Genomic DNA, 26,441 nt, shown 5'->3' on the forward strand with positions numbered 1-26,441 from the left:
GGACACCCATGAACAAAGAATCATTGACTGAAAAACTCCTGGACTTGGCTGAGGGACGGGAAACACCTGAAACCTGGCAGAACTGGTGGGACGAACATGAGACAGAGTTGGAAGCCCTGCTGAGTCGGGGTGAATTTCTGAAACTGAAGCCCTGCCGACACGGTTTTCAGTGGGTCCCGGTGTTTGGCAGCCAAAAGGGAGCCATCGCCATTCTGGAAAAGAGCGGCACAGCATTTGAGGCCAGCAATCTCTACCAGGAGCGGTATCTGGCGGAGCTGGACGCTTTCTGCGAGGAACAGAAGCAAGTACAGCGGGAAAAGCAAGCGAAATTCAAGGCCGACAACCCGGAGCTGTTTCGACGCTACCCCAAGTTCTCCAAGGCGTTGGCAAAGGTGCTGGACCCCACTGATGAGATCCAGCCTGCCGCCACGGAGGAGCAAATCGCAGGCCGAGAAAGGACGCTGGACTTCACGCTCCCGTCCCAGGTGCAGGAGTTTTTCCTGCTGACCGCAGGCATCAATGTATCCACAGGCGTGATCCTTACCCTTTCCGGGATGTTTGATCTGACCATTTATGGAGAGCGGTATTGTGTGCTGGGCGAGTTCTGGAAAGAAGCGGATGGCGACCAACTCCTGCTCCGCCCCGGAGAGGAAACCATTTGGTACTACGCCCATGAGCAGGACAAGGTAAAGCGCCTCTGCAATGATGTGACAGAACTGATGGAGAAGAAATTGGCGAGGTATCTCAATGAGCACTGAAAACATCGCCCATGAAAAACGCTATCGGGACTGGCGGGCGCAGCATGATGCCATGTTTGCACCGGAGAATCGATCTCCACAGCAAGACGAGCAGTTTCCGCTGACGGATGGGTATTCCATCCGCTCCAAAGCCTACATCTATGACGGCAATCTACATCTCTGCGGCAGCGAGAGTGAACTGCTGGACAAGGAGGGGACGGTGCGGTATGCTTGGCGTAATCTGGACACGGATGGTGAATTCTGCTCCTTGTTTCGCCACCGCAACGGAAAGCACTATCTGATTTTCCGCACAGAACTGTATGGATACAGCGTTCTGGAGGTGGAGAGCGGACAGGAGATGCACTATGTCCCTGCCTGTGTCCACCCGGAGGAGGGCCAGAAAGCCGAAGAAGTGTTCATCTGGACCGGCGCAGACTATGACCCTCATACGGATCTGCTGGCTGTCATCGGCTGCATCTGGGCCTGTCCCTACTCCACTATTGTGCTGGACTTTTCCTGCCCACTCCAGCCCCAGCCCCCGGAGCGTTGGCTGGATCTGCGGCACATCGTTGACCCGGACGACACCCGATTTGACGATATCGAGTTTGTCCGCTGGGAAAGCGACAGTCTGGTTCTCCGGGGCTGCGATACAGAGGATGGCCGGTGGAAAGAAGTTCGAGTGCCAGTGGAGCAGCTGAGGGCTGAACTATAAATGCGTGAAGGAAGGTGGCAACATGGAGAAGAAGGATTTCCCCAAGGGAACCAAGCCCCGCGAGATCTTCGTCTATACCTGTGAGCGGATTGCGGAGCCACTGACCCCGCTGGGTTACAAATACCGCAAGAGCAAAAATGACATCTACAAAAAGGATGGCATCTTTGTGTTCTCCTTTTACTTTTCCCCCTCCATCCGCTTTGGCTCCACCACTTTTACTGCCTTCTTCGATGTAAGTTCCCCGGTGATTGCCCAGTGGCGCAGTGAGCAGGAAGGGACGGAGGAAACCTGTGATGGTATCGTGGGTACCTCCATTGCCCGGCTGACCCGCCGGTATGATGACTTCCCCCGCTATGAGGTATCTACTCTGCTGGAGCGGGAACGCTCTATCCAGGAGATTTCCGGGCAGATCCAGGACTATGCCCTGCCGTTCTTTGCTCGGTTTTCCGACTTGCCAAAGCTGCTGGATGATGTGGAACGAGAGGGGTTCTTTCCCCATCGGAAGGGGTTCGATGTCCCAAAGCGGAATCGGGAGTTCATCGAATGCTTCCGGAAGTATCTCCAAAAGCAGCAAGCGAATGGGTTATCCTACTGAGCAATCAATTGGAATCTTTGGAGGTGTATTATGGGACTATTTTTGAAGAAAAGGGTCGAAATGCCGGATAAAATGATTTTGGGAAATACGGAATTTGTATTTGATCGCAAACTCGGCTTTCATGTTGGAGAATGGACCGTATGGGATAGAAAGGCCAAAATTCTCCTTGAGTTTCAGAGCACAGAGGGAAATATAGGCGATATCGTTTTGGAAAAGGTAAATTGGGTCAATGACCATAAAGATACCATTATTCGAGCATTTTTGGAGGAAAACGATGACTGCATAGACGCCGTGAATGAAATGATCGAAGATGGAACGCTGGAAGCAGATGGGAAGATTTCAGAAGAGGAGTTTGTAAAAGCACTATTCGTAAACAATGTAACAGTATTTGTAAATGGAAGTGAAACTGGTTTTTACATCGATTTGGATGCGGAACCCGACTATTTCATGGGACATTTAGTTTGTATCGAGGTCGACTGCAAATATAAAATTGAAGTCGGCGGATTCAACGGATAACACTTCAAACACAAAAGGCAAATTCTGCGGAAGGGGCAACGCCCGCAGCGGCATCAGAAAGGAGACAAGTACCTATGTCAACCTGGAGCGGAATCCGGAACAAGCTGGAGAATGACTACCTGTGCCCGGCGCTTCGGGGCCACATCCAGTATTTTGCCACCAGTTACAGCAAAAGCGCTGACCATGAGGGCCGGGCAGCCATTCGCATGGACGGTGTGGAAGTGCTGCGGAGCAACTACTACACCTATTTTGAGAATGTGTGGATGAAATTTCATCACTTGCGGTCCACAACGCTGAAGGATCACGACTCCGCAAAAGAGGCCATCAACCAGGCGCATGCCTTTGCGCTGGAGCAGGGCACCTTTGACCAAAAGGTGTTCTATGAGGCGTTTGGTATCTTTGATAACCAGAGCATTGAGAAAAGCCTTGTCAGCCAGAATCCCCTTGTCCGCATCTTTGCCCTTCTGGATCGAAGGCTAGGAAAGCGCCGCCTGCTGGCTTTGGAGGAATCCATGGAGCAGGAACTGGACTGGGTGCGGGCCTTCTATGTGATTCGAATGCAGGCTGAAGGACTGATAGAAAAAGGATGACATTCAGGAGGAATTGCCATGTCACAGATCGCATCCTTTTATCTTCTCAAAGACGGCCAGCGGCAGGAACTGTCCAACGGCGACTGCTCCGGCGCGGTCTATATGGCCATCTGGGACTGGTGTGAGAGCGAGCTTGATCTGGATGTCCGTTTTCCTGCTCCCCAGACGGAGGACACCCTGGACTGTGCTCTGCTGGAGGGAGAGTTAGCGTCTAAACTGCTGGCAGCTCTGCGGGAGCAGGACCTCCCGGAACTGGCCGCTAAAATAGCCCCGGACTGGGATCTGACCACCCAGGCGGTACAAAGCGGACTTGAAACGCTGCGCTCCCATCTGGAACTGGTGCAGGGCGACGCGGCCCTGCTGTACGAAATGACTTGACAGAGCCATGCCCCATAGAATATTGCGAGGAAATTATGATCGAAATTAAAGGAAAATACAATCAGGCCAAGATCTTCACCGATGTGGTGGACAGTGCCTCCATCGCACAGGTTCAGGAACTGTGCAACCAAGAATTTACGGCGGGCAGCCGTATCCGGCTCATGCCCGACATCCACGCCGGGGCGGGCTGCACCATCGGCACGACGATGACCATCACCGATAAGGTGGTACCCAATCTGGTGGGTGTGGACATTGGGTGCGGCATGGAAACCACCCGCATCCGGGAGGGACGGCTGGAGCTTCAGAAACTGGACAAGTTGATCTATGAGAAGATCCCCTCCGGCTTCTCCATCCGGGATAAGGCCCACCGCTATCTCAGCCAGATCGACTTGAGCGAACTGTGCTGTGCCCGCCATGTGGATCTGCTCCGGGCAGAAAAGAGCATCGGCACCCTGGGCGGCGGGAACCACTTCATTGAGGTGGACAAGGACGACGAAGGGAATCTCTACATCGTGGTCCACTCCGGCAGCCGTCATCTGGGCGTAGAGGTGGCCGCCTACTATCAGGAGGCGGGTTACAAGGTGCTCAACCGTACCGACGATGCCTCCCTGCAGGCGCTGGTGGCTCAGATGAAGGCAGAGGGCCGGGAGAATGAAATCCAGAAAGAACTGAAGAAACTGAAAAACATCAAGCAAACTAACATCCCCAAAGCTCTCGCTTATGTGTCCGGAGAATTGTTTGAGCAGTATATCCACGACATGAAGATCGTCCAGCACTTCGCCATGCTTAACCGGCAGGCCATGATGGATGAGATCATCAAAGGCATGAAGCTCCATGTGGAGGAACAGTTTACCACTATCCATAACTACATCGACACCGATGCCATGATCCTGCGGAAAGGGGCTGTGTCCGCCAAAGAGGGCGAGCAGCTGCTCATCCCCATCAATATGCGGGACGGGAGCCTGCTCTGTGTGGGCAAGGGTAACGAGGACTGGAACTGCTCCGCTCCCCACGGCGCCGGCCGCCTGATGAGCCGGGCGGACGCCAAACAGTCCTTCACGGTATCTGAATTCAAAAAGCAGATGTCAGAGGTCTACACCACCTCGGTGAGCAAGGCCACCTTGGACGAGTGCCCTATGGCCTATAAGGGGATGCAGGATATTCTGGACAACATCGGCCCCACGGCGGAGGTGAGGAGGATCATCCGCCCCATCTACAACTTTAAGGCCGGGGATGAGGATTAAAAAACGGAGAGAAATACCATGGTGAGAGATGGACTTGTGTTCAAAGATGAGGATGGTCAGGTCATATTCAACCAGTACAGCTTCTGTGAATTGGTGAAGCACCTGCTGGTGGAGCTGGTAGGGATCTCCTATGAGGAAGCCTCCCAGACAGTGGAACGCTCACCGCTGGCAGAGCCAGTGACCGATGCCTTGGGAGTGGCGATATTCAGCCATGACTTGCCTTATTACTGGGCTATGTGTTTCTACTATGGGAACGGCTACTGGTGGGAGGACAAGGGTATTCCAGCGCAGCCAGAAGATATGGATGCCTATGAAGCTCTGGAAAATAAGATCATGGAGAAATATGACTTAAAGGAACCCTTTGAGTGGGAATAAGAGGTGAAATTTATGTGGGAGAAGCAAATGTATGAGCTGCTTGATAAACTGAGCCAAATCAATTATGAAGAACTCGATATAGACGATTTCTTAGATCAAAGAGACAGTGATCCTTTTGACAGTGAATGGGGCAGGGTTTATCAGGCTCTCGAAGAACTGAAAAAGGGAAAAACGGTTGCTGATACCCGAGAAATAGAGAAGAAAGCATACATCACCGTCTACGAAAAATCGGAGAATGATGAGTTGGCAGGGTACATCTCTGACGACTTTGGACTGATTGCAGACAGCAAACGGCTGGGCTACTCGGACAAATGGCTGGAGAAGCTGATTTCCTGCTATGAAAATGCAAGGATACCTTGTGGGGAACTTTGAGGGAGGTATTGCCATGGGACTTGATATTTACGCCGGAACATTGACCCGGTACTATTCTCACAACTGGAAAACTGTTGTTCAGCAGTGGGCGGAGGAAAACGGATACGCCTTTAACCGGATCACGCCGGATGGAGAACCTGCTGATAACGAGGAAGAAATGTCCACGGCAGAGGTCCAGGCGGCGGTGGAGAACTGGCGGGATCAGATCTTGAGCGCCATTTCTCTGCCGGGCCAGCCCCCCTACGCCCCCTGGCCTGAAGATAATGAGAAACCCTATTACACCGACAAGCCGGATTGGGATGCCTTCGGCGCTATGCTGCTGGTGGCCGCCTGCCATACATACGATGAGCCGATGCCCCCCACTGTGGAGAAGGACTGGAACTTCGGGGAGCATCCTCTGGTCGCCCGTCTTGCGGCAGATGAGGAGCGGGTGTGGTCCCTGTTCCGTGGGGCTACCTGGTGGCTGCCTCTGGCGGACGCCTTCTTCTTTCAGGCACCTCTGCCCACCGATGATCAGGCGATGATCGCCACCTTAGGCGGACTGCGGAAGGAGCTGGAGAAGCTGAACCAGCTGGCGTGGCAGGCCGATGAGGATACCATCCTTGATTGGGCAGACACGGAGGGATATCCGGTAGACGGGACCGTGGGCCCGAATGGACAGTATAGCAAGGCGGACATCCCGGAACACACTCAGTATGACACCCAATCCCTGGCCAAGTTTGCCTTCTCCATGTTCTGGCGGGCCATGCGGTTTGCCGAGGAACAGCGGGTGCCCATTTTACTGGATTACTGAGGAGGGATTTTATGGGATATGATGTAAGTTTTCACCCGATTTCACCGGAAGAAATGCGGGAATGGTATTTCACTCCGCTCACCTGGATACAGCAGGGGCAGGAGGAAAAGGTGCTGGCCCTTGCCGCACATCACGGAATGGAGGATTTCTACGCGGAAAAATATCTGGACACCCTGCGAGTCGGGGCGGAGACAAAGCCTGATGAGTTATTTGATAAGAGCCATGGCTTTTACATTGCGGTGATCCAAGGCTTCTTCCGGGACTACTATTACACCAGAGGGAGCAGTTTTTCCCTCTTGATGGAGGAGAAGCCGGAATATGTCCGGTACTTCACCCCATGGGCGCAGGTGGTGCCAACAGCCTTTCCCAATCCGGCAGAAAATCAGATCATCGAAAACTACTGCTCCGGTGTGTACCTGTCTCGGGATCAGGTCACACAGCTTCTCCGGGATCTGGAGCAGGAACCAAAGGTGCTGGAAGATCTGGAGGGAGTTTGGAGCGATGGGCAGCTTGCGGTGCTGAAAAAGGCTCTTGTCGCTGCGGCAGAATTGGGTGTCGGTCTGCTGGAAGCCACTGAGGTGGTGGAGCCTAATCCTATCCGCCCCAATGAGAGTACGAGTTATTCCAACCTATACCACTGCGACCGGGATGGGGTGTATCTCTACATAGATGCCGCCAGCAGGCAGATCGCGGATGCCATCAGGAGAAGTGAGGGACAAGTATGAGCAATCAAGTTTTCCGGCAGAACCTGGATGACAAAAAAGGCCCCCAGCCCGGCGGCCCCTATCTCATTCAGATGCTGTTCAAAGAGCCGGTGGACATGCCGGACAAGGATGAAATGACCGCTGTGATGGAAAAGCACATTGGTGCTGTAGAGTGTTTCTGCCGTGATAAAAAGATGGCCGGTTTTGCCGCCCTGGATCATATCGCGGAATTTCAGGATGGCAAATGCCCGATGCAGCTGATGGTAATGAAATGCGACAAGTTCAAGGGAAAAGGCTTTGACGCCTTCCTGATGAGCCAGATGTGGGACTGCCAGGAGGACCGGGAGCGGATCTTCAAAGAGTGTCGGTATCAGGTCGTGGCCACCGATATGCTGGCTGCGGCGCTTCCAGCGCTGGAGCGGGCAAACCTGGACGCCGACTTCGTGGAGGCCCTGGCGGAGCTGTACCCCACCTGTGAGGCGTTCTATTTCCAGAACTGCGGCAAGCTCCTGCTGGCGGAGGATGTGCGTTCCCATCAGATTGAAGGCTCGGATCGGTTCATCCGCTTTGGCGTCAATGTCCGCTTCTTCAACATTGAGGGCACCGAAGATATGCTCATCGACACGGTAGGCATGAGCACCCTGTTTCTGCCGGATCTCCAGTACCACTTCCATGGCATGGACCCCAACTGGGTGGTAAACCATGCCTATAATGTTGCGTCCTATATTCTGGAGCATGATAACCCCATTCAGGATGGGGAAACCGTAGATGGTGTGGAGAATGGACAGATGAGCCGGGAGATCCAGTGGAAGTGTCAGTATGAGGATGCCATGATCCAGCCGCCCAGAGGAGTGCTGGACATCAATATGGGAGACTATGCTTCCGGAAAGCGCTAAGCGGATAGAATGACTGCTTGTGCAGCCAGAGAAAATGTTTGTCGTTCCCTTAAATGGATGTTACATTCAGCGGGTTATTCTTTGTCTATTGCATAATAAAATTTGATATGCCTGATGTAAAAAGACTTGCCTCTCAGACTTTGCAGAGGTAAAATACCCAAAACCTGAACATGAAAAAGAGCCCTTCTGACCATGCAACTGCAGTTTTGCTGCACCTGGTCAAGAAGGGCTCTTTGACCACATGTAAGACCACAGACAGCGTTGGAGTACACGGAAACATTGGAAATAAGATCGTTAAAAAGTAATTGCTTTGGAGCGGAAAGGGCTATAAATTGCTATAAAGAACCGCAAAAAATGCTGGGAACCTCTTTGGGACCAATTATGCAACAGAAACGAACAAATTGCAAAAAGCTTGCTAGTATCCAGCAAAAATATAGACAATTTACCTAGCCGATATTGACGGATAAACCACCATAGCAGCGATTCTTGATTCTGGACAATTTGGGACAGTCCCTCGCTCTCGTCCTCTTTGGACAGTCTGATGTATAAAGCCGCATGGTAGTCCATGGGATTCTTTATCTCTAAGTACATACCATACCTCCTGCGATACACAGCCATTCCTTGCCGCAGCAACGTTACACCGGCAGACAAGCATCCAGGGCTGCCAATTCTTTTTTCAGGAAAATCAGAAAAGACTCCCGGAGCAGTTCTTCTGCCGATGGGCTGCATTCCGAATATACGCAGGAAACGTGAAGGGTCCTTTCCTTCATGGCGCACACCGCCTTGCCGGATTTTATGCGCTGCAATCTCCCAACTTGCACCTCAGTGGCAAAAAAGCCCGCGCCAGAAACACTGGCACGGGCTTAATTCTTCTACACAAGACGGCCGAGGGCTCTCCCCTTGCGGGTCAAGATTTTTGCTCGCCTAGCATCGATTCAAGCTTATTGGACATCTCCTCCATTGACGCGGGATCCTTTTTACGCAGCGCCGCCTTGGCTTGCTTGATGGTTTCATCCAGTCTCTTCCGCTCTTCCTTGTTCATGGATTTCCGGACCTCCATGGAACGGAACAGCAGCGTCTCCAAACGGTCCTTTGCCTGACTGGCCGACTGGAACCGGGCGTCTTCCGCAGCATGCTGCTGCGCTTCCCTCACACACCGCTCAACCTCTTCACGGCTCATATTGCTGGAGCCCTGGATGGTTATTTCCTGATATTTTCCGGTATCCAGATCCTTCGCCGAGACATTGACAATACCGTTTGCATCAATGGTAAATGTCACCTCGATTTGCGGAACGCCCCTCGGCGCACGCCGTATTCCGTTCAGCTTAAATTTCCCGATGCTTCGGTTCTGTCGGGCCATGGGCCGTTCTCCCTGAAGCACGTTGATTTCCACAGATGACTGGAAGCTGGACGCGGTGGTGAAGATCTGGCTTTTTGTAATGGGGATCGCAGTGTTGCGCTCAATCAGCCTTGTGCAGACGCCTTCCAGCGTTTCAATCCCCAACGAAAGGGGCGTAACGTCCAACAGAAGCAGCCCTTTCACCGTCCCCATCAGCACGCCGCCCTGAAGGCATGCCCCCATGGCCACGCATTCGTCCGGATTGATGCCCCGGGAAGTCTCCTTCCCCAACAGATTTCTGACTGCCTCCTGCACAGCCGGAATTCGGCTTGAGCCGCCGACCATCAGCACTTTACTGATCTGCTCTGGTGACAATTTGGAGTCTGCCAGCGTCATCTTGACCGGCTCCATCGTCTGACGAACCAGGTGGTCGGTCAATTCATTGAATTTGGCGCGCGTCAGGTTCAGCTGAAGATGTACGGTTCCGTCCTTTCCCGTTGCGATAAAGGGAAGATTAATTTCCGTGGTCACGGTACTGGACAGCTCAATTTTGGCCTGCTCCGCCGCCTCCCGAATACGCTGCATCGCCAGCGTATCCTTGGAAAGGTCCATTCTGCCCTGCTTTTTAAACTCCTTTACAATCCAATCACAGATGCACAGATCGAAGTCATCCCCACCCAAGTGATTGTTCCCCGAGGTGGCCAAAACCTCAATTACGCCGCCATTGATATCCAGAATGGACACGTCAAAGGTCCCGCCTCCCAGATCGTACACCATCACGATCTGGGGTTCCTCTTTGTCCACTCCGTATGCCAGGGCCGCCGAGGTGGGCTCGTTGATAATTCGCTGCACATTCAGTCCCGCAATTGTCCCCGCATCCTTTGTAGCTTGCCGCTGCGAATCGGTAAAATAGGCGGGCACTGTGATCACAGCCTCGGTAACGGGCTCGCCCAGATAGCGTTCCGCATCCGCTTTCAGCTGCTGTAAAATCATGGCCGAAATCTGTTCCGGTGTATATTCCTGATTGTCAATGCGTATCTTTCGGCTTGTCCCCATGTCACGTTTAATGGATTGGATGGTCCTGTCCGGATTCGTGACCGCCTGGCGCTTTGCCGCTTCCCCCACCAGGCGCTCCCCTGTCTTTTGAAATGCCACCACCGACGGCGTGGTTCGTCCGCCCTGCGCGTTTGGAATAATCACCCGCTCATTGCCCTCAAATACTGCAACACACGAATTTGTCGTTCCAAGGTCGATTCCGATTATCTTTGACATCTTTGTTCTCCTCTGCTTACGTTCCGCTATCGTTCTGCCAGTTGTAAAACTCCTGCGGCCACTGCTGGCCCCAATACTCATCCCAGGAATTTCCCTGCTCCGTCTCTGTATCCCCCGTCTCCCCTTGTCCGGGATCTGCTGCATCCTGATTGCCGGAAGAAGGAAAGCCGCCGGGAGGATACGGATATCTGCTGTCAAACTCTTCGAATTGCTGCTCCATTTGCCCGGCAGATTCTCTTCGCATGGATCCCATGAACAAGGAGGACAGCAAATTCATCAGCACAAAGGCAATCAAAATGTAGAGAATGATGGATTTGCGAAATACCGGCGCACCGCCTGTCCGGCCTGCCCATCCAAAGGGATCGAATGGATCGTATCCGTCGCCGGCGTACCTGGGGTCGCCGTTTTCATAATCGTGCGTCCCGTAGTAGGCTTGCCTGCTGTCCGATTGCTGCGTACCATAGCCGTACGCGGAATTGACATTGCCCGGATTCTTAATCTGGTCGTACGCCGCGTTAATCTCGTTCATTTTACGGGCCGCTTCCGGATCGCCCGGATTTAAATCCGGATGGTATTTTTTTGCAAGCCTTCGGTACGCCTTTTTTATTTCCTCCTCGGACGCCTCTTTGGAAACTCCCAGCACGCTATAGGGATCGTTCATTGGTACGCACCCCAATCATGTCTTTTTTACAAAGCTGCTGCCGCATCTGCTGCAAGTGATGCTGATTCTCCCTTTTCCTTTTGGAACTCTCAAATGTTGTCTGCACTTGGGACAGGAATAAAACCGGTATGTTTTACGCTGCTGAAACCGCAGCTTACGGTAATTCCGCCACTGGATGTATCGCTCGTTCTGCGCCTGACACCTTTCGATATTTCTGGAAAGCGCTCGGACGTAGACATAGATCAGGAGCGCCAGCGCCAAATAATAAATCATGCTGCTGAGCCAGGCAATACGGACTGCACTTCCGGCTACAAGGAGGATCAGCGCCGGCCACAAGAGCATCTTCCCCAGCACATCAAAACCGTTTCTGCCGGAAAAGAATGCGTGAAATTTATATCTCATATCAATCGTTCCTCTTTTGCTCAATCAGGATTATTCAAATGCAGCATCGCACCGCTCTCTGGATTAGTCGTAACAGATCCAGATAGACATTTGATACTTGAATGTACGGTAGTTCTGCATGGTACACGGATATTCATATTCCCGAATTAAAACACCATCTTCGTCATATTCTCCAAACAACATGGCCATTCCGCTGTTTACCACCCAGTTCTCCGAGCCTTCGCAGCGCGAGCCGTTGGAGACAATGCTTGAGTAGGGAACATCAAAGCTCTGCTCCAAGGAGTAAGTGCCATTCTGTTCGTCTATGCGATATATGTATACGCTGCTTACTTTGCCTTCGGTGTCATACAGGTCCGTCCCGACGCTGTCATCAACCGTTAAATCAAGGTCCCGGCTATTGATTGACCAGTAGTTGTTGTTATAGAGTGAAATGTAGGAAACGCCTTCCTCCTCTCCATCCGCAACGTATTCCACACAGTGCTGCCCGTACTGCGGCACGAAGTCTCCGTCCTGGGTCAGGCATTTATCCTCATACTCCGTGCCTTTCCAAACGCGTTCATCCCCAATAAGCCAACTGATTTCCGATGTTTCATGTATATCTGTCACTTTGATGATGGCGGACGTCTCTCTCGAAGACAAAATCAGGCTGTCATCCTCGGAAGAATACGCCAGGCTGTTGAGATGAATCCAGTCTCTCTCGCCCGCCTGCCAGAAAAAGTCGTCGCTGGGACTGACCGCTCGCGTCGTTTCATAATAGGAATCCATCAGCTCACTGAAATTCAGCAGCTCTGTTACCTGCCCGCTCTCCAGGTCGATGGACAGCACACGGTCCTCAACCGTCTCATTTCCGCTGACCTCAGCCAGGGTAAGCACCTCTCCTTCCGCGCCAAGGGAAATGTCGTGATGAAGGTCATATCCGTCCAGCTCGTAAACCCGAGTAACCCGCCCAAGGCCGTTGATCCTTGCAAGCTTCGAAGAAGAGACACACGTGATCATCTCATCTTCATAATAGAGAATCCGATCCAGTCCATAGCCCTCCAGCACCATCTCATAGCGCAGGATCCCATCATTGTCGAAGAAAAAGCCGTAACCGAGGTAGCCATTGACACGCATCATGGCAAAGAGCCCGTCCGATTGGCTCTGAGCGGAGGTTCCCTCCGAAACCTCCAGCTGAGTCGGATACCCTGAGCTTGTTTCCGGGACATCCACAGTAAAGTGAACGATCTGTCTTTCCTTGCCCCAGCTTCCGGTAATGGTTATGGTCACCTCATTTGTTTCTCCCGGAACCAGTCCAATTATCTGGAATTCATGGGTTCGCGTATACTCCTTCCCGGAACTATCGGCCGCCTCTGCGGAAAAATCCGGTATTTCGCTATTGTCCACATGAATGGTATAGTTTACCTTTGTTTCAAGGTCCGTTTCAAAATAGAGATATAAGCCGTTGCTGCCGGTACCGTGGGGGTTCAGAATCGCCAGAGGCTGTGTTGCGGTCCAGGATATGTCGGACGAGGCTTTCAGTTCCTCAATGGTGTTGTAAAGCCGGTCTTGAACCTCCAGGTCGTAATAGGTAAATCCTTCCGATTCTATGTCCTTGGGTACCAGCTGAAAGGCATAGATTCCTTCTCCCAGATTTGCCCGCGTGATGTCAATTTCCCATTCGGCATTCTCCTCAATAAAACTTCCTGTATCAAACGTCCAATCCGTGCGAACCACTTGTTCCTGGCCGGTGAAGGCTTTTGAGATGTTTATGACCAAAAAGGGAACCGTTACAACAGCAATGATTATGATGACAGAGATGGCTATCAACACGTTCTTTTTCTTCATACTGTCATACCTTCTATTGAATTTTTATATCGCTCTGCACCCCTTACAGCAGTTCAATCAGCAGAAGAAGCACGCCGACTGATGTAAGGATGATGCCGGTAAGCCGGTTAAGTACAGTCAGGCTGACCTGATTGGCTATTTTGGAACCTATCTGCGCCCACACCAACGTAAACAGGATGCAGAGGGCCAGCAGTCCAAGGTAGGAAACGCTCCCAAGGGCAAAATGGCTGAGGGCTCCGGTCAGTGCTGAAAACGTCATCACAAACACGCTGGTTCCAACCGCTTTTTTTAATTCATACCCAAGCACTGTGGTCAAAACCATGAGCATCATCATGCCGCCGCCCGCACCAAAAAAGCCGCAAATCAGTCCCACTCCCGCGCCTCCGATGAGCCCTTTGACTGCCTTCATCCGCTCGGAGCATGGAGCGCACTTTTCCTTGGGGGCTGCCATGGGAAAAAGCAAAAAACGAATCCCGAGCAGCAGCGCCATAACAACCGAGAAGTTGCCCAGCGTCCGGTTCTCCACATAGGTGGAGAGCCAGCTGCCCACCACGGTCATGCTCAGTACGCCCACCATCATGGCAATCCCGTTTCTGATATCGATGGCTCCGCGCCTGGCGTACGTCCTTGCGCTCACTGCGCTTGCCAAAACATCGCTTGCCAGCGCAATTCCGATTGCATCATAAGCAGGGATATCCAAAAATGTGATCAGCATCGGGCTAATCACGGTTGCTGCGCTCAATCCCGCGAACCCGGTTCCCAGCCCGGCTCCGGCTCCGGCAAAAAACATACTGCTATTGGAAAAAACACATTGCTCATAGGGAAATCCCCATTCCATACGGAGTCTGCTTTTCTTCTTTCCCAGCCTCAGGTTCACCTTTTGGTCTCAGCGATTCAATCCTTCTTCTGTGATGGTGATTGTGGTGATGACCGGCTGCTCTTCCGGGGCAATGCTTCCATTCCCATCGGTCGGGTTTGCATCGCTGCAAATCTCATCCACAATCTCCATTCCGTCCACCACATACCCAAAGACAGCATATTTGCCATCCAGAGATTCGCTCGCATCCTCTTGTACGATAAAAAATTGTGAGCTGGCGCTGTCATAGTCATTGGAACGCGCCATTGAGACAGCACCTCTGGTGTGAGACAGCGTATTTTCATAGCCGTTCTCCTCAAATTCACCTACGATCGTACTGCCGGACCCTCCGGTGCCGTCGCCCTCCGGATCTCCGTCCTGCATCATGAAGCCTTCAATAATACGATGGAAGGTAAGGCCGTCATAAAATCCGCTCTCGGCAAGGGAAATAAAATTCTCCACTGTAATGGGAGCCGCATTCTGATCCAGCTCTACCGTTATCGTGCCGTAGTCTTGAATGACAATATCCGCATAGTAAGTCGCATCGGCGCGGAGCGAACCTGACGTCTGTGTCTCCTCAGTCGAGCTGTCCGATACGCTGCTGTCTGTCATTTGTTTTTCCCGATTGTTTGGCTCTGAGCTGCCCATGGAAAACACCAGATAGGCGATCAAAATGAAGCCGCAGACAAGGAGGCAGCCCGAGAAAAGCATTATATGAAACGGCGGCATCTGGAGTTTGGACTTTGCTTTTATTTGCTCGACGCATGCACAGTCCACCTCTTCCGGAACGTCCTGTGCCTCGCCGGCCTTTTGAAGCAGGGATTGAATCTGAAGGTAGGAAAGCCCCCCGCCAATGTCCGCCGGAAGGTAACAGGACAGCGAGGACAGGCTGCTGTTATAGATGGTTATGATTTCCTCGTTGCTCTGGCCGATCAGCTGGCCGAGCTCTCTGGTGCTCAGATTTCCGGAAATAATCGCGAGATACACATATCGCTGAATTGGCGCCATCTGCGAGAGGGCGCACTGCAGCAGCTCCATTCCATCCGCGACGGGACCATAATAGTTTTTGCTCTGAACCTTCCTGCACTTGTCCGAAGTCGGCTTGGCGACTTTCACCTTCTTCTGCATGTGGCCGAACACATGCCTCCAGCAGTACTTGGCCGCCAGAACCATGAGCTTATGATGGAAGGAGACCTCCGTCCAGGTGGTATAAACCATCAGCTCACGCCACGCCTCATCAAACACAGCGCTCGTCGCCCAGCCCGCTTCCTGCTCATCTTCCAGCATCAGCTTACAAAAGATATAAACCGAGGTCCTGTTGTCCAAATACAATTCCATCATGGACTTTTTGTGCCCTTTGGCTGCTCTCTCTAAATTCGTGGGCATTCCGTTACCATCCTTTCTCTCTGGAGCAGACGCACATCGGGACCCTCCTGTGCCCCATGTGCAGATTGCGTAAAATTTCAGATTTTATGGCTAGAGTAACAGATAAGCCTAAATTAGCGCTAAAGATAAATGTGAACCGATTTTGAACTGTATGGCCAGCGTCTTCGGTTCGGGTATCCCTCCGGTGATAAAACTCATGTTGATTCAGCGTGTTTGATTCTTTATAATGGTTCTGCAGAACGGGGGTTTTGGCATATAACGCTTGCCCCTGTGCACCACGTCTTTAGGCTGCATTTAGCTGTCTGTGTTATAGTCTGAAAACAGATTTGGGGGTGAACACGTTGAAATTGCTCATTGCAGAGGATGATCCCAAGCTTTTGAAATCTCTTATGCATATTCTTGAAAGCCATAAGTTCAGCGTGGACGGCGTAAACAACGGCGACGATGCGCTCAACTACGGACTGACCGGAGAGTACGACGGCTTAATCTTCGATATCATGATGCCCGGAATGGATGGAATCCAGGTTCTGCAGTCGCTTCGGGCCAGCAACATTACAACGCCGGCCCTATTTTTGACCGCCCGCACCGAGGTCTCCGACCGTGTGGCGGGCCTGGACGCCGGCGCAGACGACTATCTCCCCAAGCCCTTTTCTACGGTGGAGCTGCTTGCACGCATACGCGCCATGCTGCGCAGGAAGGATACCTACCTGCCCGACCTGCTGACCGTAGGCGCCGTTACATTAAACCGCTCCACCTATCAGCTGAGCTTTCGTGACCAGATACAGCCTCTCAGCGGAAAAGAATTTCAAATTCTGGAAATGTTAATGCAGCAGCCGGGACTTATCCTGCCATCGGAGCGTTTTATCACCCATCTCTGGGGTTGGGACACCACCGTGGACACCAGCGTGATCTGGGTTCACATTTCCAATCTGCGAAAAAAATCAGTGCCATCAACGCACCAATGGAAATCCGTTTTATTCGAAATGCCGGCTATGTGCTGGAGGTCAAAAATGATCGGTAGCCTTCGAAAAAAATTCATCTCCATCAGCATCATTTCTATTTTCCTTGTGTTTTCCGGCATTTTCTTTTTTCTGCTGGTTTTTACAAGAATACAGACAAACCGCTCCCTGGACGTGATTGCAGACACCATTGCCTCCAATGACGGTGTCTTCCCGGAATTTGATCCGGCCCAGCGGCATCCCCCGATCCGGCTGCCTTATTCCGATGTCATCACCGAAGAAACACAGTTCAGCACCCGCTTTTTTTCCGTTCTGCTGGACGACCAACAGCAGATTACCGACATCAACGTGGACTCCGTCTCCACCATCACGGAACAGGACGTGGAGGAGTTTACCGAACAGGCGCTCCGGAAGGCCGGCGAGCGCGGCTGGATCTCCGACTACCGCTATAAGGTCATGGATACGGAAGACGGCACCATTGTTGTATTCGTCAACGGCGTTGTATACCAGAACATGGCCAACCGCCTTCTCTTCACCGCTCTGCTCGTATTGCTGGGAAGCGCAGCATTGATCCTGATTTTGACCGTTGTCGTCTCCAAATGGGCGGTACGTCCTGTGGCGGAGAGCTACGAAAAGCAGCGTCAGTTCATTACCGACGCAAACCATGAGCTGAAGACGCCCCTGACCCTGATCCTCTCAAATCTGGATATCATTGAGGCGGAGATTGGGCAAAATGAATGGCTGGATGACATCCGAAGCGAAGGAGAACGCATGGGGCTGCTGATTAACCAGCTGGTGACGCTGTCCAGGATGGACGAGAGCACCGATTCCCTCACCCGCGCGGACTTCAATCTCAGCAGCGCCATCGCCGATACCGTCTCAGAATTTCAAAATCTGGCAGAAGAGCGCCACCACGACCTTACCAGCTCCATCCCTCCCTCCATTCATTACTACGGAGATGAGGCGTTAATCCGGCGTCTCACCGCCATTCTCTTGGATAACGCCATTAAGTACTGTGACTTGGACGGTTCCATCCAGCTCTCCCTGACGGTTCGGAGATATCCCATTCTCACCATTGAAAACACGTACAAGGATGTGGATCACCTGGAGCTGAATCGACTTTTTGACCGTTTCTACCGTGCCGACAAAGCCAGGACCTTTTCCGGCAGCTTTGGAATCGGCCTTTCCATCGCCCAGTCCATTGTAAAAAGCCACAAGGGGAACCTTTCCGCCTATAAAAAAAGCGGTACCATCGGATTTCGGGTGGAATTAAAATAGCCCGCGGGCTGCGGTTGACCCTATATACAGAACAGATAAAAAGGACCTGCTGCAAAATGTAAATTTTTGCAGCAGGTCCTTTTTTTATGCAAGCCCCACCGGTTTCTTTAGTGCCAATTTAGGTCGGCGCATTATACTTTGCAGCGTGCAAATCTTGTCCACGCAATCAAATCCATGGATGAAAAGGAGGTTCCTCCATGATAAAAGTAGAGCACTTGACGAAGTACTACGGCGACTTTCTGGCGGTCAATGATTTGTCGTTTGAAATCAACGAAGGCCATGTATATGGCTTTCTGGGGCCAAACGGAGCTGGCAAAACGACAACAATGAATATCATGACCGGCTGCCTGTCCGCTACTTCGGGCCACGTGGAGATTGGCGGATTCGATATTTTCGAAGATCCGAATCATGCCAAGCGGCTCATCGGATATCTCCCGGAACAGCCGCCGCTGTATATGAATGAGACGCCTGTGGAGTACTTGCGCTTTGTGGGTGAGGCCAAAGGGCTGAGAGGTTCCGAGCTAAACGAGCAGATCGACAAAGTCATTGAGCAAGTCAAAATCCAGAACGTAAAAGGAAAACGGATTTCCGCCCTGTCGAAGGGCTATAAGCAGCGTGTTGGGATTGCTCAGGCGCTGCTCGGCAACCCGAAGGTCATTATTCTGGACGAACCGACTGTCGGTCTGGATCCCATCCAGATCATTGAGATTCGAGACTTAATCAAGCAGCTGGGCCAGGACCACACGGTCATTCTCAGTTCCCATATTCTTTCCGAGGTTCAGGCAATCTGCGAAAAAATATTGATCATTGCCCACGGGAAGCTGGTTGCGTTTGATGAGCCCGACAAGCTGGAGCAGCAGCTGCTTTCCGCCAACGAGATTTTCTTCACAACCGATGCCCCGGAAGCCGATGTCCGGGAGGCTCTTTCCACTGTGGCGCACATTACAGACCTGACCATCGAAACGAATGAAACAAACATCTTGTCCGCCCATCTCAAAACCGACGCTCAGGACATTTATTCCGTATCGAAGGAGGTATTCTTTGCCTTCGCCAAGCGGAACCAGGCTCTGCTGGAATTAACCCTGAAGCGGGCGACCCTGGAGGATATCTTCCTTGAATTGACGGAGACAGAGGCGCCTTCAAAGGAGAAAAAAGGAGGTGAAGCGGTATGAACGCCGTTTTGAAGCATGAGCTGAGAAGCTATTTTCACTCGTTTACCGCCTATGTATTCGGTGCCTTTCTGCTGGCTATTGTCGGCATTGGCGCAATGCTTTATAACCTGCAGGCTGCCGTGAGCAACTTTGAATATGTACTCAGCTTCGGCACCATTATCTTTGTTGTCATCGTCCCGATTTTGACCATGAGGGTCATTGCCGAGGAGCGGAAGCAGAAAACCGACCAACTTCTCTATTCCCTCCCCATCTCCACCGTACAGGTGATTCTCGGGAAATATCTGGCACTTCTGGTGATTTATTTAATTCCCCTTCTTATCATTTCCATATACCCGCTGATCTTTTCTCAGTTCGGGGATGTATACCTGCCTACCTCCTATGGGTCCATAGTGGCGATTTTTATCATGGGTGCCGCCTTGGTTGCACTGGGCGTATTCATTTCTTCTCTGACGGACAATCAGGGGCTCGCTGCCGGCATTGGCATTGCAGCCATCCTGTTTAACTATTACAGTGTCAGTCTGTCCGAGTATGTTTCCTCCACCGCCTTTGGCAGTATTGTTGCGCTCGTCATCCTGTCTGTCATTCTTGGCGCAATTGTACGCTATTTAACCCGCAACGAACTGCTGGGATACGGCATCGCATTCATACTGATCGCTGTGATCACCGCAGTCTCGTACATTGACCCAAATGTCTTCGAGGGGCTTCTGCCCAATATTATGCGGCAGCTGTCTCTTTTTGATCGCTTCAGCACCTTTGTCAGCGGTGTATTTGATTTGACTGCAATCTTCTACTATGTATCTGTAATTGTATTTTTCCTGTTTTTGTCTGTGCAGTCTCTGGAGAAAAGGAGGTATAACTAATGAAAAAATGGAAACTCCTTCCCAGCGCGGAACAGACAGCCAGAAATCGCACGGCCTTTCAGGGCGGAACCTATGCGCTTTCCATCACCGCAGTTGTGCTGGCAATTTTGATTGTGCTCAACATCCTCGTTTCTTCCCTTCCCTCCAGCCTTACCAAGTTTGACATCAGTGCTGCAAAGCTGTACTCCATTACCAGCAATACCAAGGTGGTGGTCAATGCGCTGGAGGAAGACGTCACCATTTACTGGATCGTACAGTCCGGTGAAGAGGATGATGTGATCGAAACCCTGCTCAGCAAATATGACAGCTTGTCCGACCACATCAACGTGGTGAAAAAGAACCCCGATGTGTATCCCACGTTTGCGGAGCAGTACACCGACGAGACCGTACAAAACAACAGCCTTGTGGTGGAATGTGGTGATCGCAGCCGCTTTATCGGCTATGACGATATCTACATTCAGGAAGCAGACATGTACTCCTATTCCTACAACACCTCCTTTGACGGCGAGGGTGCCATCACTTCTGCCATTGATTACGTCACCACGGATGAGCTGCCCCAGCTTTATATCTTGGAGGGCCACGGCGAAGAAGAGCTGCCTCAGAACTTCCAGGAACAGATCGAAAAAGAAAACATTGAAACCAACACCCTCTCCCTGTTGACCGTGGATGAAATCCCCCGAGGATGCGGATGCGCTTTTAATCTACGAGCCTTCGTCCGACCTGTCGGAGGAAGAAGTCACCATGCTTTACGAATACGCTGAAAATGGCGGCAAGCTGCTTGTAATTGCCGGTCCGACGGAGAATGGCTCCCTGGAAAACCTGTATAGTCTCTTGGCCAACTACGGTGTGGAAACCTGCGAAGGCATCGTGGTGGAAGGCAACCGGGAGAGCTATACCATGCAGCCCTACGTCCTCTTACCCGAGATGTCCAGTCATGAAATTACCGACTCGCTTATGGAAGAAAACTACTATCCAAACATGCCTATTTCTCAGGGTATGATTGTCAACGACGACAGCGGAGCCGTGACCTCCTTGCTTACCACTTCCAGTGACTCGTTCAGCAAGGCGGCCGGCTATGATCTTACAACCTACGAAAAAGAGGAAGGAGACACGGATGGTCCCTTCACCGTAGCGCTGTCCATCGATTGCACCAACGAAGGGCAAATCGTTTGGTTCTCCTCCGCTGCGTTTTTGGACGACATGTATAACGCACTGTCTTCCGGATCCAACTCCGACCTTGCTATGAATGCCCTTTCTTCCCTGATCGGCGAGAGCGAAGCCATGGCAATCCGAAGCAAATCTCTGAACTACAACTACCTTTCCATTGCGGATTCCACCGCTTCGCTGCTTAAGACACTGATGATCGGGGTGTTCCCCCTGGCCTACCTTGGAATTGGTGTATTTGTCATTTTGAAGAGAAGGAGGGAGCAAAATGAAGCGGGCTAAACGTATCTGCGCTCTGCTGGGCGTTTTGGCCGTTGTCTGCATTGTGACGGTCTTTGTGGTGAAGCACGAAGAAAAACAAGAAAATATCCGCAACAGCGGCGAAGTTGTTTTGGAAGTCGATGCCGACTCGGTTCAGTCCATCTCCTGGGAGAATGAGTCAGACTCCCTGTCATTCCACAAAGAAGACGGCTGGCTTTATGACGACGACACCGCTTTCCCGGTGAACGAAGAGAAAATAAACGAGTTGATCGGGCAATTCGAGGCGTTTTCGGCCGCTTTTATCATTGAGGAAGTCTCCGACTACAGCCAATATGGATTGGATAATCCCATCTGCACCATCGAGTTGGCGACGGAGGAGACAACCTATGAAATAACATTGGGTAATTACAGTGCCATGGACTCTCAGAGGTATGTTTCCATTGGGGATGGCAATGTCTATCTGGCGACCAACGATCCTCTGGATTATTTTGATGCGACTCTGAGCGATATGATTCTGAATGACGAAACGCCCTCCTTTGACCATGCGGAAAGCATTGATTTCAAGGGAAGCGACAGTTATCACGTAGTTTATCAGGAGTATACCGAAGATAGCCCCTACACCTATTGCGAAGATGACGTCTATTTCAAGGAAAACGGCGAGGAGCTGCTGCCTCTCGACACCTCTCTGGTGAACAGCTATTTGAGCTCCATTACCTATCTGGATCTGAGCGACTACATGACCTATAACGCCGGAGAAGAGGATTTGGCCACCTATGGGTTGGATGACCCGGAGCTAACCGTAACCGTGCAGTACACGCCCGACGAAGAGGACGGCTCGGAAGCGACGAGTCAGACCTTTACCATCAGCATCAGCCGTGACCCTGAGGAGCGCCAAAAGGCAGAGAGCACCACAGATGACTCGGACTCTGAGGATGACGAAGAAGAGGTTACTGCGTACGCTCGGATCGGGGATTCCAAGATCATCTACAAAATCTCCTCCAGTAGTTATGAGTCTCTCATGGCTGCCAGCTACAACGATCTGCGGCACTCTGAAGTACTTACCGCATCCTTTGATGATATCACTTCCATGGATATTTCTCTGGACGGTACCGTCTATACCATTACCACAGATGGGAAAGGCGAAAACAAGACGTTCCATTACGGCGAAGAGGAAATCTCCATTGACGACCTGCAATCTGCTTTGGAAGATATGACTGCGTCCAGCTTTACCGACGAACGTCCTTCTCAGAAAGAAGGAATTGCACTGACCATTTATCTTGACAATGAGGTCCATCCGCAGGTGGAGATCCAATTGTATCGCTACGACGGAGAGAATTGCCTTGTTTTGATCGACGGAGAGCCCGTTTCGTTGGTCCCGCGTTCTGATGTCGTTGATTTGATTGAAGCAATCAATGCAATCGTCCTTTAAAAAAGCGGGAGCGCATGGCGAGTTTTTATCGCCATGCGCTCCCGCTCATTATTTGAACTCGTCCTTCTATGCATATGGGACCTTCCCCTCTCTTCTGATATGATCAAAGCTTACTACAGCTGCCCGCAACACCCGAAAGGTCTTGTTCCATAAGATCTTCCGGGTGTCGCTTACATCAGGGTATTGGGATACATAAACAAAAGAAACCGGCTCACCTGGAATGGTATTTCCGGATGGGCCGGTAGTTTTCTGGAAACTCCACTGAACCAGACGGATGGTGGAACGGTCTGTTCCGTAAAGTTGATACAGACAGAAGCAAGTGAAGCAGAGGAAATTTCCTCTGCTTCACTTATTTGATACAACAATTTCTTTCTGGCTATGGGATATCTGTTTGACAGCATACTTTCTGAAAGTTACTGAAACATTTAGGAGGCGGAAGGGACGGTCTGCCTATCGGGACGCCCACCGCCATTTGTGCCATCCTGCCGTCCTCCACCGGATTGGCCGCCGCCTTTGCCGCCCATCTGGCCGGGATTGTCTTCTGAACCGTCATTGGTGCTGATATCGCCGCCGTTGTTGCTATAGGTGCCGTCACAGTCCAAGGTTGTATTGCCGCTGCCGTTGCAGGTAAGATCCAGGCTTCCGCCATTGATGGTCAAAGCGCCGTTGGAATCAACACAATCGCCGGAAGAGACAATGGTCAAGGTACCGCCGTTGATGGTAATAAAGCTATCGGAGTCGGCGGCAAAGGTATCCTGTGTCTGTCCGCCAAAGCCGGAGCTGTCCACACCGCCGGCGGCATTGAGACCGTCATCGCTGGAAGTGATATCAAAGGTGCCGTCCTCAATGGTGATGGACAAGCCCTCGATCCCCTCGTAACAGTAGGGAATGGTAAAGGTGCCGCTCTGGATAGTAAGGACGTCATCACAGTGGACAGCGTCATCGCCGCTGTTCAGGGTAAACGCCCCGGCAGCAAGGGTCATCACGCCGCCTGCATGGAGGCAGTCGTCGGCACTGTCGATGGTAAAAACGCCGCCGTTAATGGTGTAGGTGCTCTCGCCTTTAATACCCTTCTGGCTAACTGTGTCCTCTTCCGTCGCTGTGGTGGTCACTACTGTCTGAGCATCTATTCCACCCCGCGGGCCACCGCCCATCTGGCCAAACTGGTCACCGCTGGTCATCTCCACACTGTCACTTCCTTCTCCTGTATACAGATCAAAGGTACCGCCGTCGATCTGAAGGGCACCCTGGGCACTGATGGTGTCTCCCTGAGAGGTGATGGTATAGCTGCCATCAGCGATATAGAGGGTACCCAAGGTAAGATCGTCGCTGTTCTCCGCGTGGATACCATCTTTGCCGGAGGTGATAGAAAAGACGCCGTCAGCAATAGCGACGACATCCTTGCCACTGAGGCCATGGCTGGCGGCGGTAATGGTATAGCTGCCGCCGGTAATGACCAGGTCATCCTTGGACACCACCCCGTGTCCCGCCTGGGCGTTGACGGTCAGACTGCCCGAGCCGTTGAGGGTCAGGTCGGTCTTGGCAAAGATCACAGCGTCGATGTTATTATCGTCGATCGCCACATATTCCCCACCGTTGATCAGCGTGTTTTCCGTCCCCTCCGCCAGGGTAACAAAAACCTTATCCGCTTCCAGGGCGTAGATGGCAGCGGAGGTGCTGCTGGTAATATCCGTGCCTGCGAGAACCAGCTGTACCTTGTCGGTCTCCCCGGCGTTTACCACGATCTGTCCGTCAGCGAGGGTGCCAGAGAGAACATATACCCCCTCCGCCCCTATGGTGATCCGGCTTCCTTCTATGGTGACGGCATCAGAATCGCAGGAGGCACTGTCTCCGCTGAGCTGGATGGCAATGGCCGCACTCTCATCGTAAGTTCCCTCCAGGTCCCGGTCACTGAAGATAGTGGCAGTATCTATGGTAGAAGCTGTGGTAACCGCTGCCGCCTCAGAGGTTGAAGTCTCCTGGGCTGAAGACGTTTCTTCTGAAGTGCGGGCTCCACAGCCGCTGAGAACCAGCAGTGCACACAACAGCACAGTGATGCTCCTGTATTTTGTTCTTTTCATTTTTGAATCATCTCCTTTTACAGTGTGGCCACAGCATTGTCCTGGTGTCCCAGAGAGATCTCCAGGTTCCCGTTGCGCAGCCGCAGCTGGTCGATGAAGTTTTTTCCTGAGCGGGATCTTTTAAGGTTAGGTCATAGGTCAGTTTAAACAGGCTGCCCATGTTGGTGGTTTTCACCTGGGTGAGGGAATACTGACGGGTGTATTTGGACAGGACAGGCTCGAAAACCCCGGCATAATCCAGATTCTCCGGAATGGTGATGTGCAGAGTGCGCTCCGTCACGCTGACCGCTCTGGAACGAAGACTTATGACATTGTAGAGCATCATCGCTGCACCCAGGATCAGGGTAAACAAAACGCCGTAGCCCAGATAGCCCATACCTGTGATGAGCCCGGTTCCCATGGCTACAAACAAAGCCGCAATTTCCCGCGCGGAGCCGGGCGCGGAACGGAAGCGCACCAGGTTGAAGGCGCCGGCCACCGCCACGCCAGTACCCACATTGCCATTGACCATCATGATAACCACGCATACCACGGCGGGCAGTACGGCCAGAGTGACCATCAGGCTCCGGCTGAACCTGGAATGCCACATGGTCATGCCGCACAGCAGCAGTCCCAGCAGCAGGGACACACCTACGCACAGCAAAAAGTCGCTGGGAGCAATGAGAACGGTGAGCGTCGTGTCAAACAGTCCGCGAAACAAGGTATCAAGCATATTTTTGCTCTCCTCTCTGACCGCTCAGCAGGATATCTGCATAGGCTGTGCCGTATTTGGAGAAGGACGTTTTAAAAATCCCCTGCTCCGACAGCACATGGGCCATCCAGAGTGGAAGTCCTCCGGCCACCTTCAGCTCCATCAGCACCTGATTGGGAGCGAGAAGTGGGACGCCCCAGGCATCAGAGTCCAGCGTCAACTCCTCCCGGCGGTAGCGAATCTCTCGGTCAAAGGTCACCCGGAAATCCTCGTCCTCCATGCCGCGGAAGGAATCCCGTTCATAGGAGAGAAACACAGCAGGGCACAGGGTTTTGTAAAAGTCGGCGGCATAGGCCAGCTCCGTCCCGATCTGGTTATCGGGCCAGAGTTCCGTTCCCGCCACGCATCCCAGTGCCTGATGCTGGGACATGGAGATACGGCGCTTATACACCACCGAGCAGCACTTCTTTTTCAGCTCCACAAAAACATTTTCTTCCCTACCCGCACGGCCGTAACTGCGTATCCGCAGCTTTTCTTTATAGACCGGTTTCTCCAGGCTGCGGCGAATGAGCCGAAAGTTTGGGGTATCCAGGTACAGGTTGCGGATGGAGCTGTGGCTGTATTCGTCCGGTACCATATGGGGCGCCATAGCGGCCAGTACAGCCTGCAGTTGGCGAGCATCCATTAAATATTTGAATTCATACCGCTGAAAGATCATCTGATTTTTCATTGGCGGTGCCTCCTTTTCATGAACTTGTAAAGCCAGTGTAAAAACCGAACCATAACTGGACTTTAAAGGCGGCGTATTTTTTCTGCAAACAAATTAAACGACCACAACCATGTTTTTGGAGAACAGATGACAGTTTTTGCAACCTGTGCTATGATTTTAATTAG

28 protein-coding genes are annotated in these 26,441 nt (G+C 52.0%); 18 read left to right on the forward strand and 10 right to left on the reverse strand.

The window, feature by feature from the left end; all coding sequences use genetic code 11:
- Window positions 1-44: 44 nt before the first annotated feature.
- The 12 genes from DWX58_RS05910 (at window position 45) to DWX58_RS05970 (ending at window position 7,912) form a co-directional block, all read left to right on the forward strand.
- Entirely contained in the window at window positions 45-758 is a 714-nt protein-coding gene (locus DWX58_RS05910; protein ID WP_243093281.1) for an SMI1/KNR4 family protein, read from the forward strand.
- Complete coding sequence (locus DWX58_RS15210) at window positions 748-1,449, forward strand: hypothetical protein (RefSeq protein WP_158579224.1); 702 nt, start codon at window positions 748-750, stop codon at window positions 1,447-1,449. The genes DWX58_RS05910 and DWX58_RS15210 overlap by 11 nt, the downstream gene beginning before the upstream one ends.
- Before the next feature lie 22 nt (window positions 1,450-1,471).
- Entirely contained in the window at window positions 1,472-2,044 is a 573-nt protein-coding gene (locus DWX58_RS05925) for a DUF4304 domain-containing protein (RefSeq protein WP_118642063.1), read from the forward strand.
- A gap of 30 nt (window positions 2,045-2,074) precedes the next feature.
- Window positions 2,075-2,560, forward strand: a complete 486-nt coding sequence (locus DWX58_RS05930; RefSeq protein WP_199648709.1) for a DUF2262 domain-containing protein — start codon at window positions 2,075-2,077, stop codon at window positions 2,558-2,560.
- Between the two features lie 74 nt (window positions 2,561-2,634).
- Window positions 2,635-3,150 (forward strand): hypothetical protein, encoded by a 516-nt coding sequence (locus DWX58_RS05935; RefSeq protein ID WP_118642064.1) that lies wholly within the window; start codon window positions 2,635-2,637, stop codon window positions 3,148-3,150.
- A gap of 18 nt (window positions 3,151-3,168) precedes the next feature.
- Window positions 3,169-3,528, forward strand: coding sequence for a hypothetical protein (locus DWX58_RS05940; protein WP_118642065.1), 360 nt, complete (start codon window positions 3,169-3,171; stop codon window positions 3,526-3,528).
- Window positions 3,529-3,563: 35 nt separating this feature from the next.
- On the forward strand, window positions 3,564-4,772 hold the full coding sequence (locus DWX58_RS05945) for an RtcB family protein (protein WP_118642066.1): 1,209 nt from the start codon (window positions 3,564-3,566) through the stop codon (window positions 4,770-4,772).
- 18 nt (window positions 4,773-4,790) lie between these two features.
- Window positions 4,791-5,147 (forward strand): hypothetical protein, encoded by a 357-nt coding sequence (locus DWX58_RS05950; protein WP_118642067.1) that lies wholly within the window; start codon window positions 4,791-4,793, stop codon window positions 5,145-5,147.
- 12 nt (window positions 5,148-5,159) lie between these two features.
- Complete coding sequence (locus DWX58_RS05955) at window positions 5,160-5,519, forward strand: hypothetical protein (RefSeq protein WP_118642068.1); 360 nt, start codon at window positions 5,160-5,162, stop codon at window positions 5,517-5,519.
- Between the two features lie 13 nt (window positions 5,520-5,532).
- Complete coding sequence (locus tag DWX58_RS05960; protein ID WP_118642069.1) at window positions 5,533-6,312, forward strand: hypothetical protein; 780 nt, start codon at window positions 5,533-5,535, stop codon at window positions 6,310-6,312.
- An 11-nt stretch (window positions 6,313-6,323) separates the two neighbouring features.
- Complete coding sequence (locus DWX58_RS05965; RefSeq protein ID WP_118642070.1) at window positions 6,324-7,037, forward strand: hypothetical protein; 714 nt, start codon at window positions 6,324-6,326, stop codon at window positions 7,035-7,037.
- On the forward strand, window positions 7,034-7,912 hold the full coding sequence (locus DWX58_RS05970) for a DUF4261 domain-containing protein (RefSeq protein WP_118642071.1): 879 nt from the start codon (window positions 7,034-7,036) through the stop codon (window positions 7,910-7,912). Before DWX58_RS05965 ends, DWX58_RS05970 begins: the two co-directional genes overlap by 4 nt.
- 294 nt (window positions 7,913-8,206) lie before the next feature.
- Here the strand turns inward: DWX58_RS05970 and DWX58_RS15600 are convergent, their stop codons facing one another.
- From DWX58_RS15600 to DWX58_RS15960, 7 genes are all read right to left on the reverse strand, one after another.
- The gene (locus tag DWX58_RS15600) at window positions 8,207-8,641 is read right to left on the reverse strand and encodes a hypothetical protein (protein ID WP_243093282.1); all 435 of its coding nucleotides are present in this window, start codon (window positions 8,639-8,641) and stop codon (window positions 8,207-8,209) included.
- A gap of 178 nt (window positions 8,642-8,819) precedes the next feature.
- Window positions 8,820-10,523: a molecular chaperone DnaK gene (gene dnaK / locus DWX58_RS05980; RefSeq protein ID WP_118642072.1), complete on the reverse strand. Its 1,704-nt coding sequence runs from the start codon at window positions 10,521-10,523 to the stop codon at window positions 8,820-8,822.
- 16 nt (window positions 10,524-10,539) lie between these two features.
- A complete protein-coding gene (locus DWX58_RS15865; RefSeq protein ID WP_118642073.1) occupies window positions 10,540-11,184 on the reverse strand; it encodes a DnaJ domain-containing protein in 645 nt (214 codons plus the stop codon).
- Window positions 11,185-11,199: 15 nt separating this feature from the next.
- A complete protein-coding gene (locus DWX58_RS05990) occupies window positions 11,200-11,586 on the reverse strand; it encodes a hypothetical protein (RefSeq protein WP_118642074.1) in 387 nt (128 codons plus the stop codon).
- A gap of 63 nt (window positions 11,587-11,649) precedes the next feature.
- Window positions 11,650-13,410: an aryl-sulfate sulfotransferase gene (locus tag DWX58_RS05995; RefSeq protein WP_118642075.1), complete on the reverse strand. Its 1,761-nt coding sequence runs from the start codon at window positions 13,408-13,410 to the stop codon at window positions 11,650-11,652.
- 43 nt (window positions 13,411-13,453) lie between these two features.
- Window positions 13,454-14,248 (reverse strand): sulfite exporter TauE/SafE family protein, encoded by a 795-nt coding sequence (locus DWX58_RS06000; protein WP_243093283.1) that lies wholly within the window; start codon window positions 14,246-14,248, stop codon window positions 13,454-13,456.
- Between the two features lie 48 nt (window positions 14,249-14,296).
- Window positions 14,297-15,652, reverse strand: a complete 1,356-nt coding sequence (locus DWX58_RS15960; protein ID WP_347559153.1) for a peptidylprolyl isomerase — start codon at window positions 15,650-15,652, stop codon at window positions 14,297-14,299.
- A 389-nt stretch (window positions 15,653-16,041) separates the two neighbouring features.
- On the opposite strand from DWX58_RS15960, the gene DWX58_RS06015 reads away from it, so the two are divergent.
- The 6 genes from DWX58_RS06015 to DWX58_RS06035 all read left to right on the forward strand — a co-directional run bounded on the left by DWX58_RS06015 (window position 16,042) and on the right by DWX58_RS06035 (window position 22,775).
- Complete coding sequence (locus DWX58_RS06015; protein WP_243093284.1) at window positions 16,042-17,889, forward strand: response regulator; 1,848 nt, start codon at window positions 16,042-16,044, stop codon at window positions 17,887-17,889.
- A gap of 197 nt (window positions 17,890-18,086) precedes the next feature.
- Window positions 18,087-19,061, forward strand: coding sequence for an ABC transporter ATP-binding protein (locus DWX58_RS06020; protein WP_118642077.1), 975 nt, complete (start codon window positions 18,087-18,089; stop codon window positions 19,059-19,061).
- Window positions 19,058-19,921: an ABC transporter permease gene (locus DWX58_RS06025; protein WP_118642078.1), complete on the forward strand. Its 864-nt coding sequence runs from the start codon at window positions 19,058-19,060 to the stop codon at window positions 19,919-19,921. The genes DWX58_RS06020 and DWX58_RS06025 overlap by 4 nt, the downstream gene beginning before the upstream one ends.
- Entirely contained in the window at window positions 19,921-20,682 is a 762-nt protein-coding gene (locus tag DWX58_RS15870; RefSeq protein WP_279229852.1) for a Gldg family protein, read from the forward strand. The genes DWX58_RS06025 and DWX58_RS15870 overlap by 1 nt, the downstream gene beginning before the upstream one ends.
- A complete protein-coding gene (locus tag DWX58_RS15875) occupies window positions 20,663-21,367 on the forward strand; it encodes a hypothetical protein (protein ID WP_347559154.1) in 705 nt (234 codons plus the stop codon). Before DWX58_RS15870 ends, DWX58_RS15875 begins: the two co-directional genes overlap by 20 nt.
- Entirely contained in the window at window positions 21,354-22,775 is a 1,422-nt protein-coding gene (locus DWX58_RS06035; RefSeq protein ID WP_118642079.1) for a DUF4340 domain-containing protein, read from the forward strand. Before DWX58_RS15875 ends, DWX58_RS06035 begins: the two co-directional genes overlap by 14 nt.
- A gap of 425 nt (window positions 22,776-23,200) precedes the next feature.
- On the opposite strand, the gene DWX58_RS06040 is transcribed toward DWX58_RS06035, so the two are convergent.
- Genes DWX58_RS06040 through DWX58_RS06050 form a run of 3 tightly spaced genes read right to left on the reverse strand, consistent with a single transcriptional unit; the run spans window position 23,201 to window position 26,277 of the window.
- On the reverse strand, window positions 23,201-24,856 hold the full coding sequence (locus DWX58_RS06040; RefSeq protein ID WP_118642080.1) for a carbohydrate-binding domain-containing protein: 1,656 nt from the start codon (window positions 24,854-24,856) through the stop codon (window positions 23,201-23,203).
- A gap of 7 nt (window positions 24,857-24,863) precedes the next feature.
- A complete protein-coding gene (locus DWX58_RS06045; protein ID WP_347559155.1) occupies window positions 24,864-25,568 on the reverse strand; it encodes a DUF4956 domain-containing protein in 705 nt (234 codons plus the stop codon).
- Entirely contained in the window at window positions 25,561-26,277 is a 717-nt protein-coding gene (locus tag DWX58_RS06050; RefSeq protein ID WP_118642081.1) for a polyphosphate polymerase domain-containing protein, read from the reverse strand. The genes DWX58_RS06045 and DWX58_RS06050 overlap by 8 nt, the downstream gene beginning before the upstream one ends.
- Window positions 26,278-26,441 lie beyond the last annotated feature (164 nt).

The organism is Pseudoflavonifractor sp. AF19-9AC (genome assembly GCF_003478995.1).
In the GTDB taxonomy this organism is placed as follows: domain Bacteria; phylum Bacillota; class Clostridia; order Oscillospirales; family Oscillospiraceae; genus Lawsonibacter.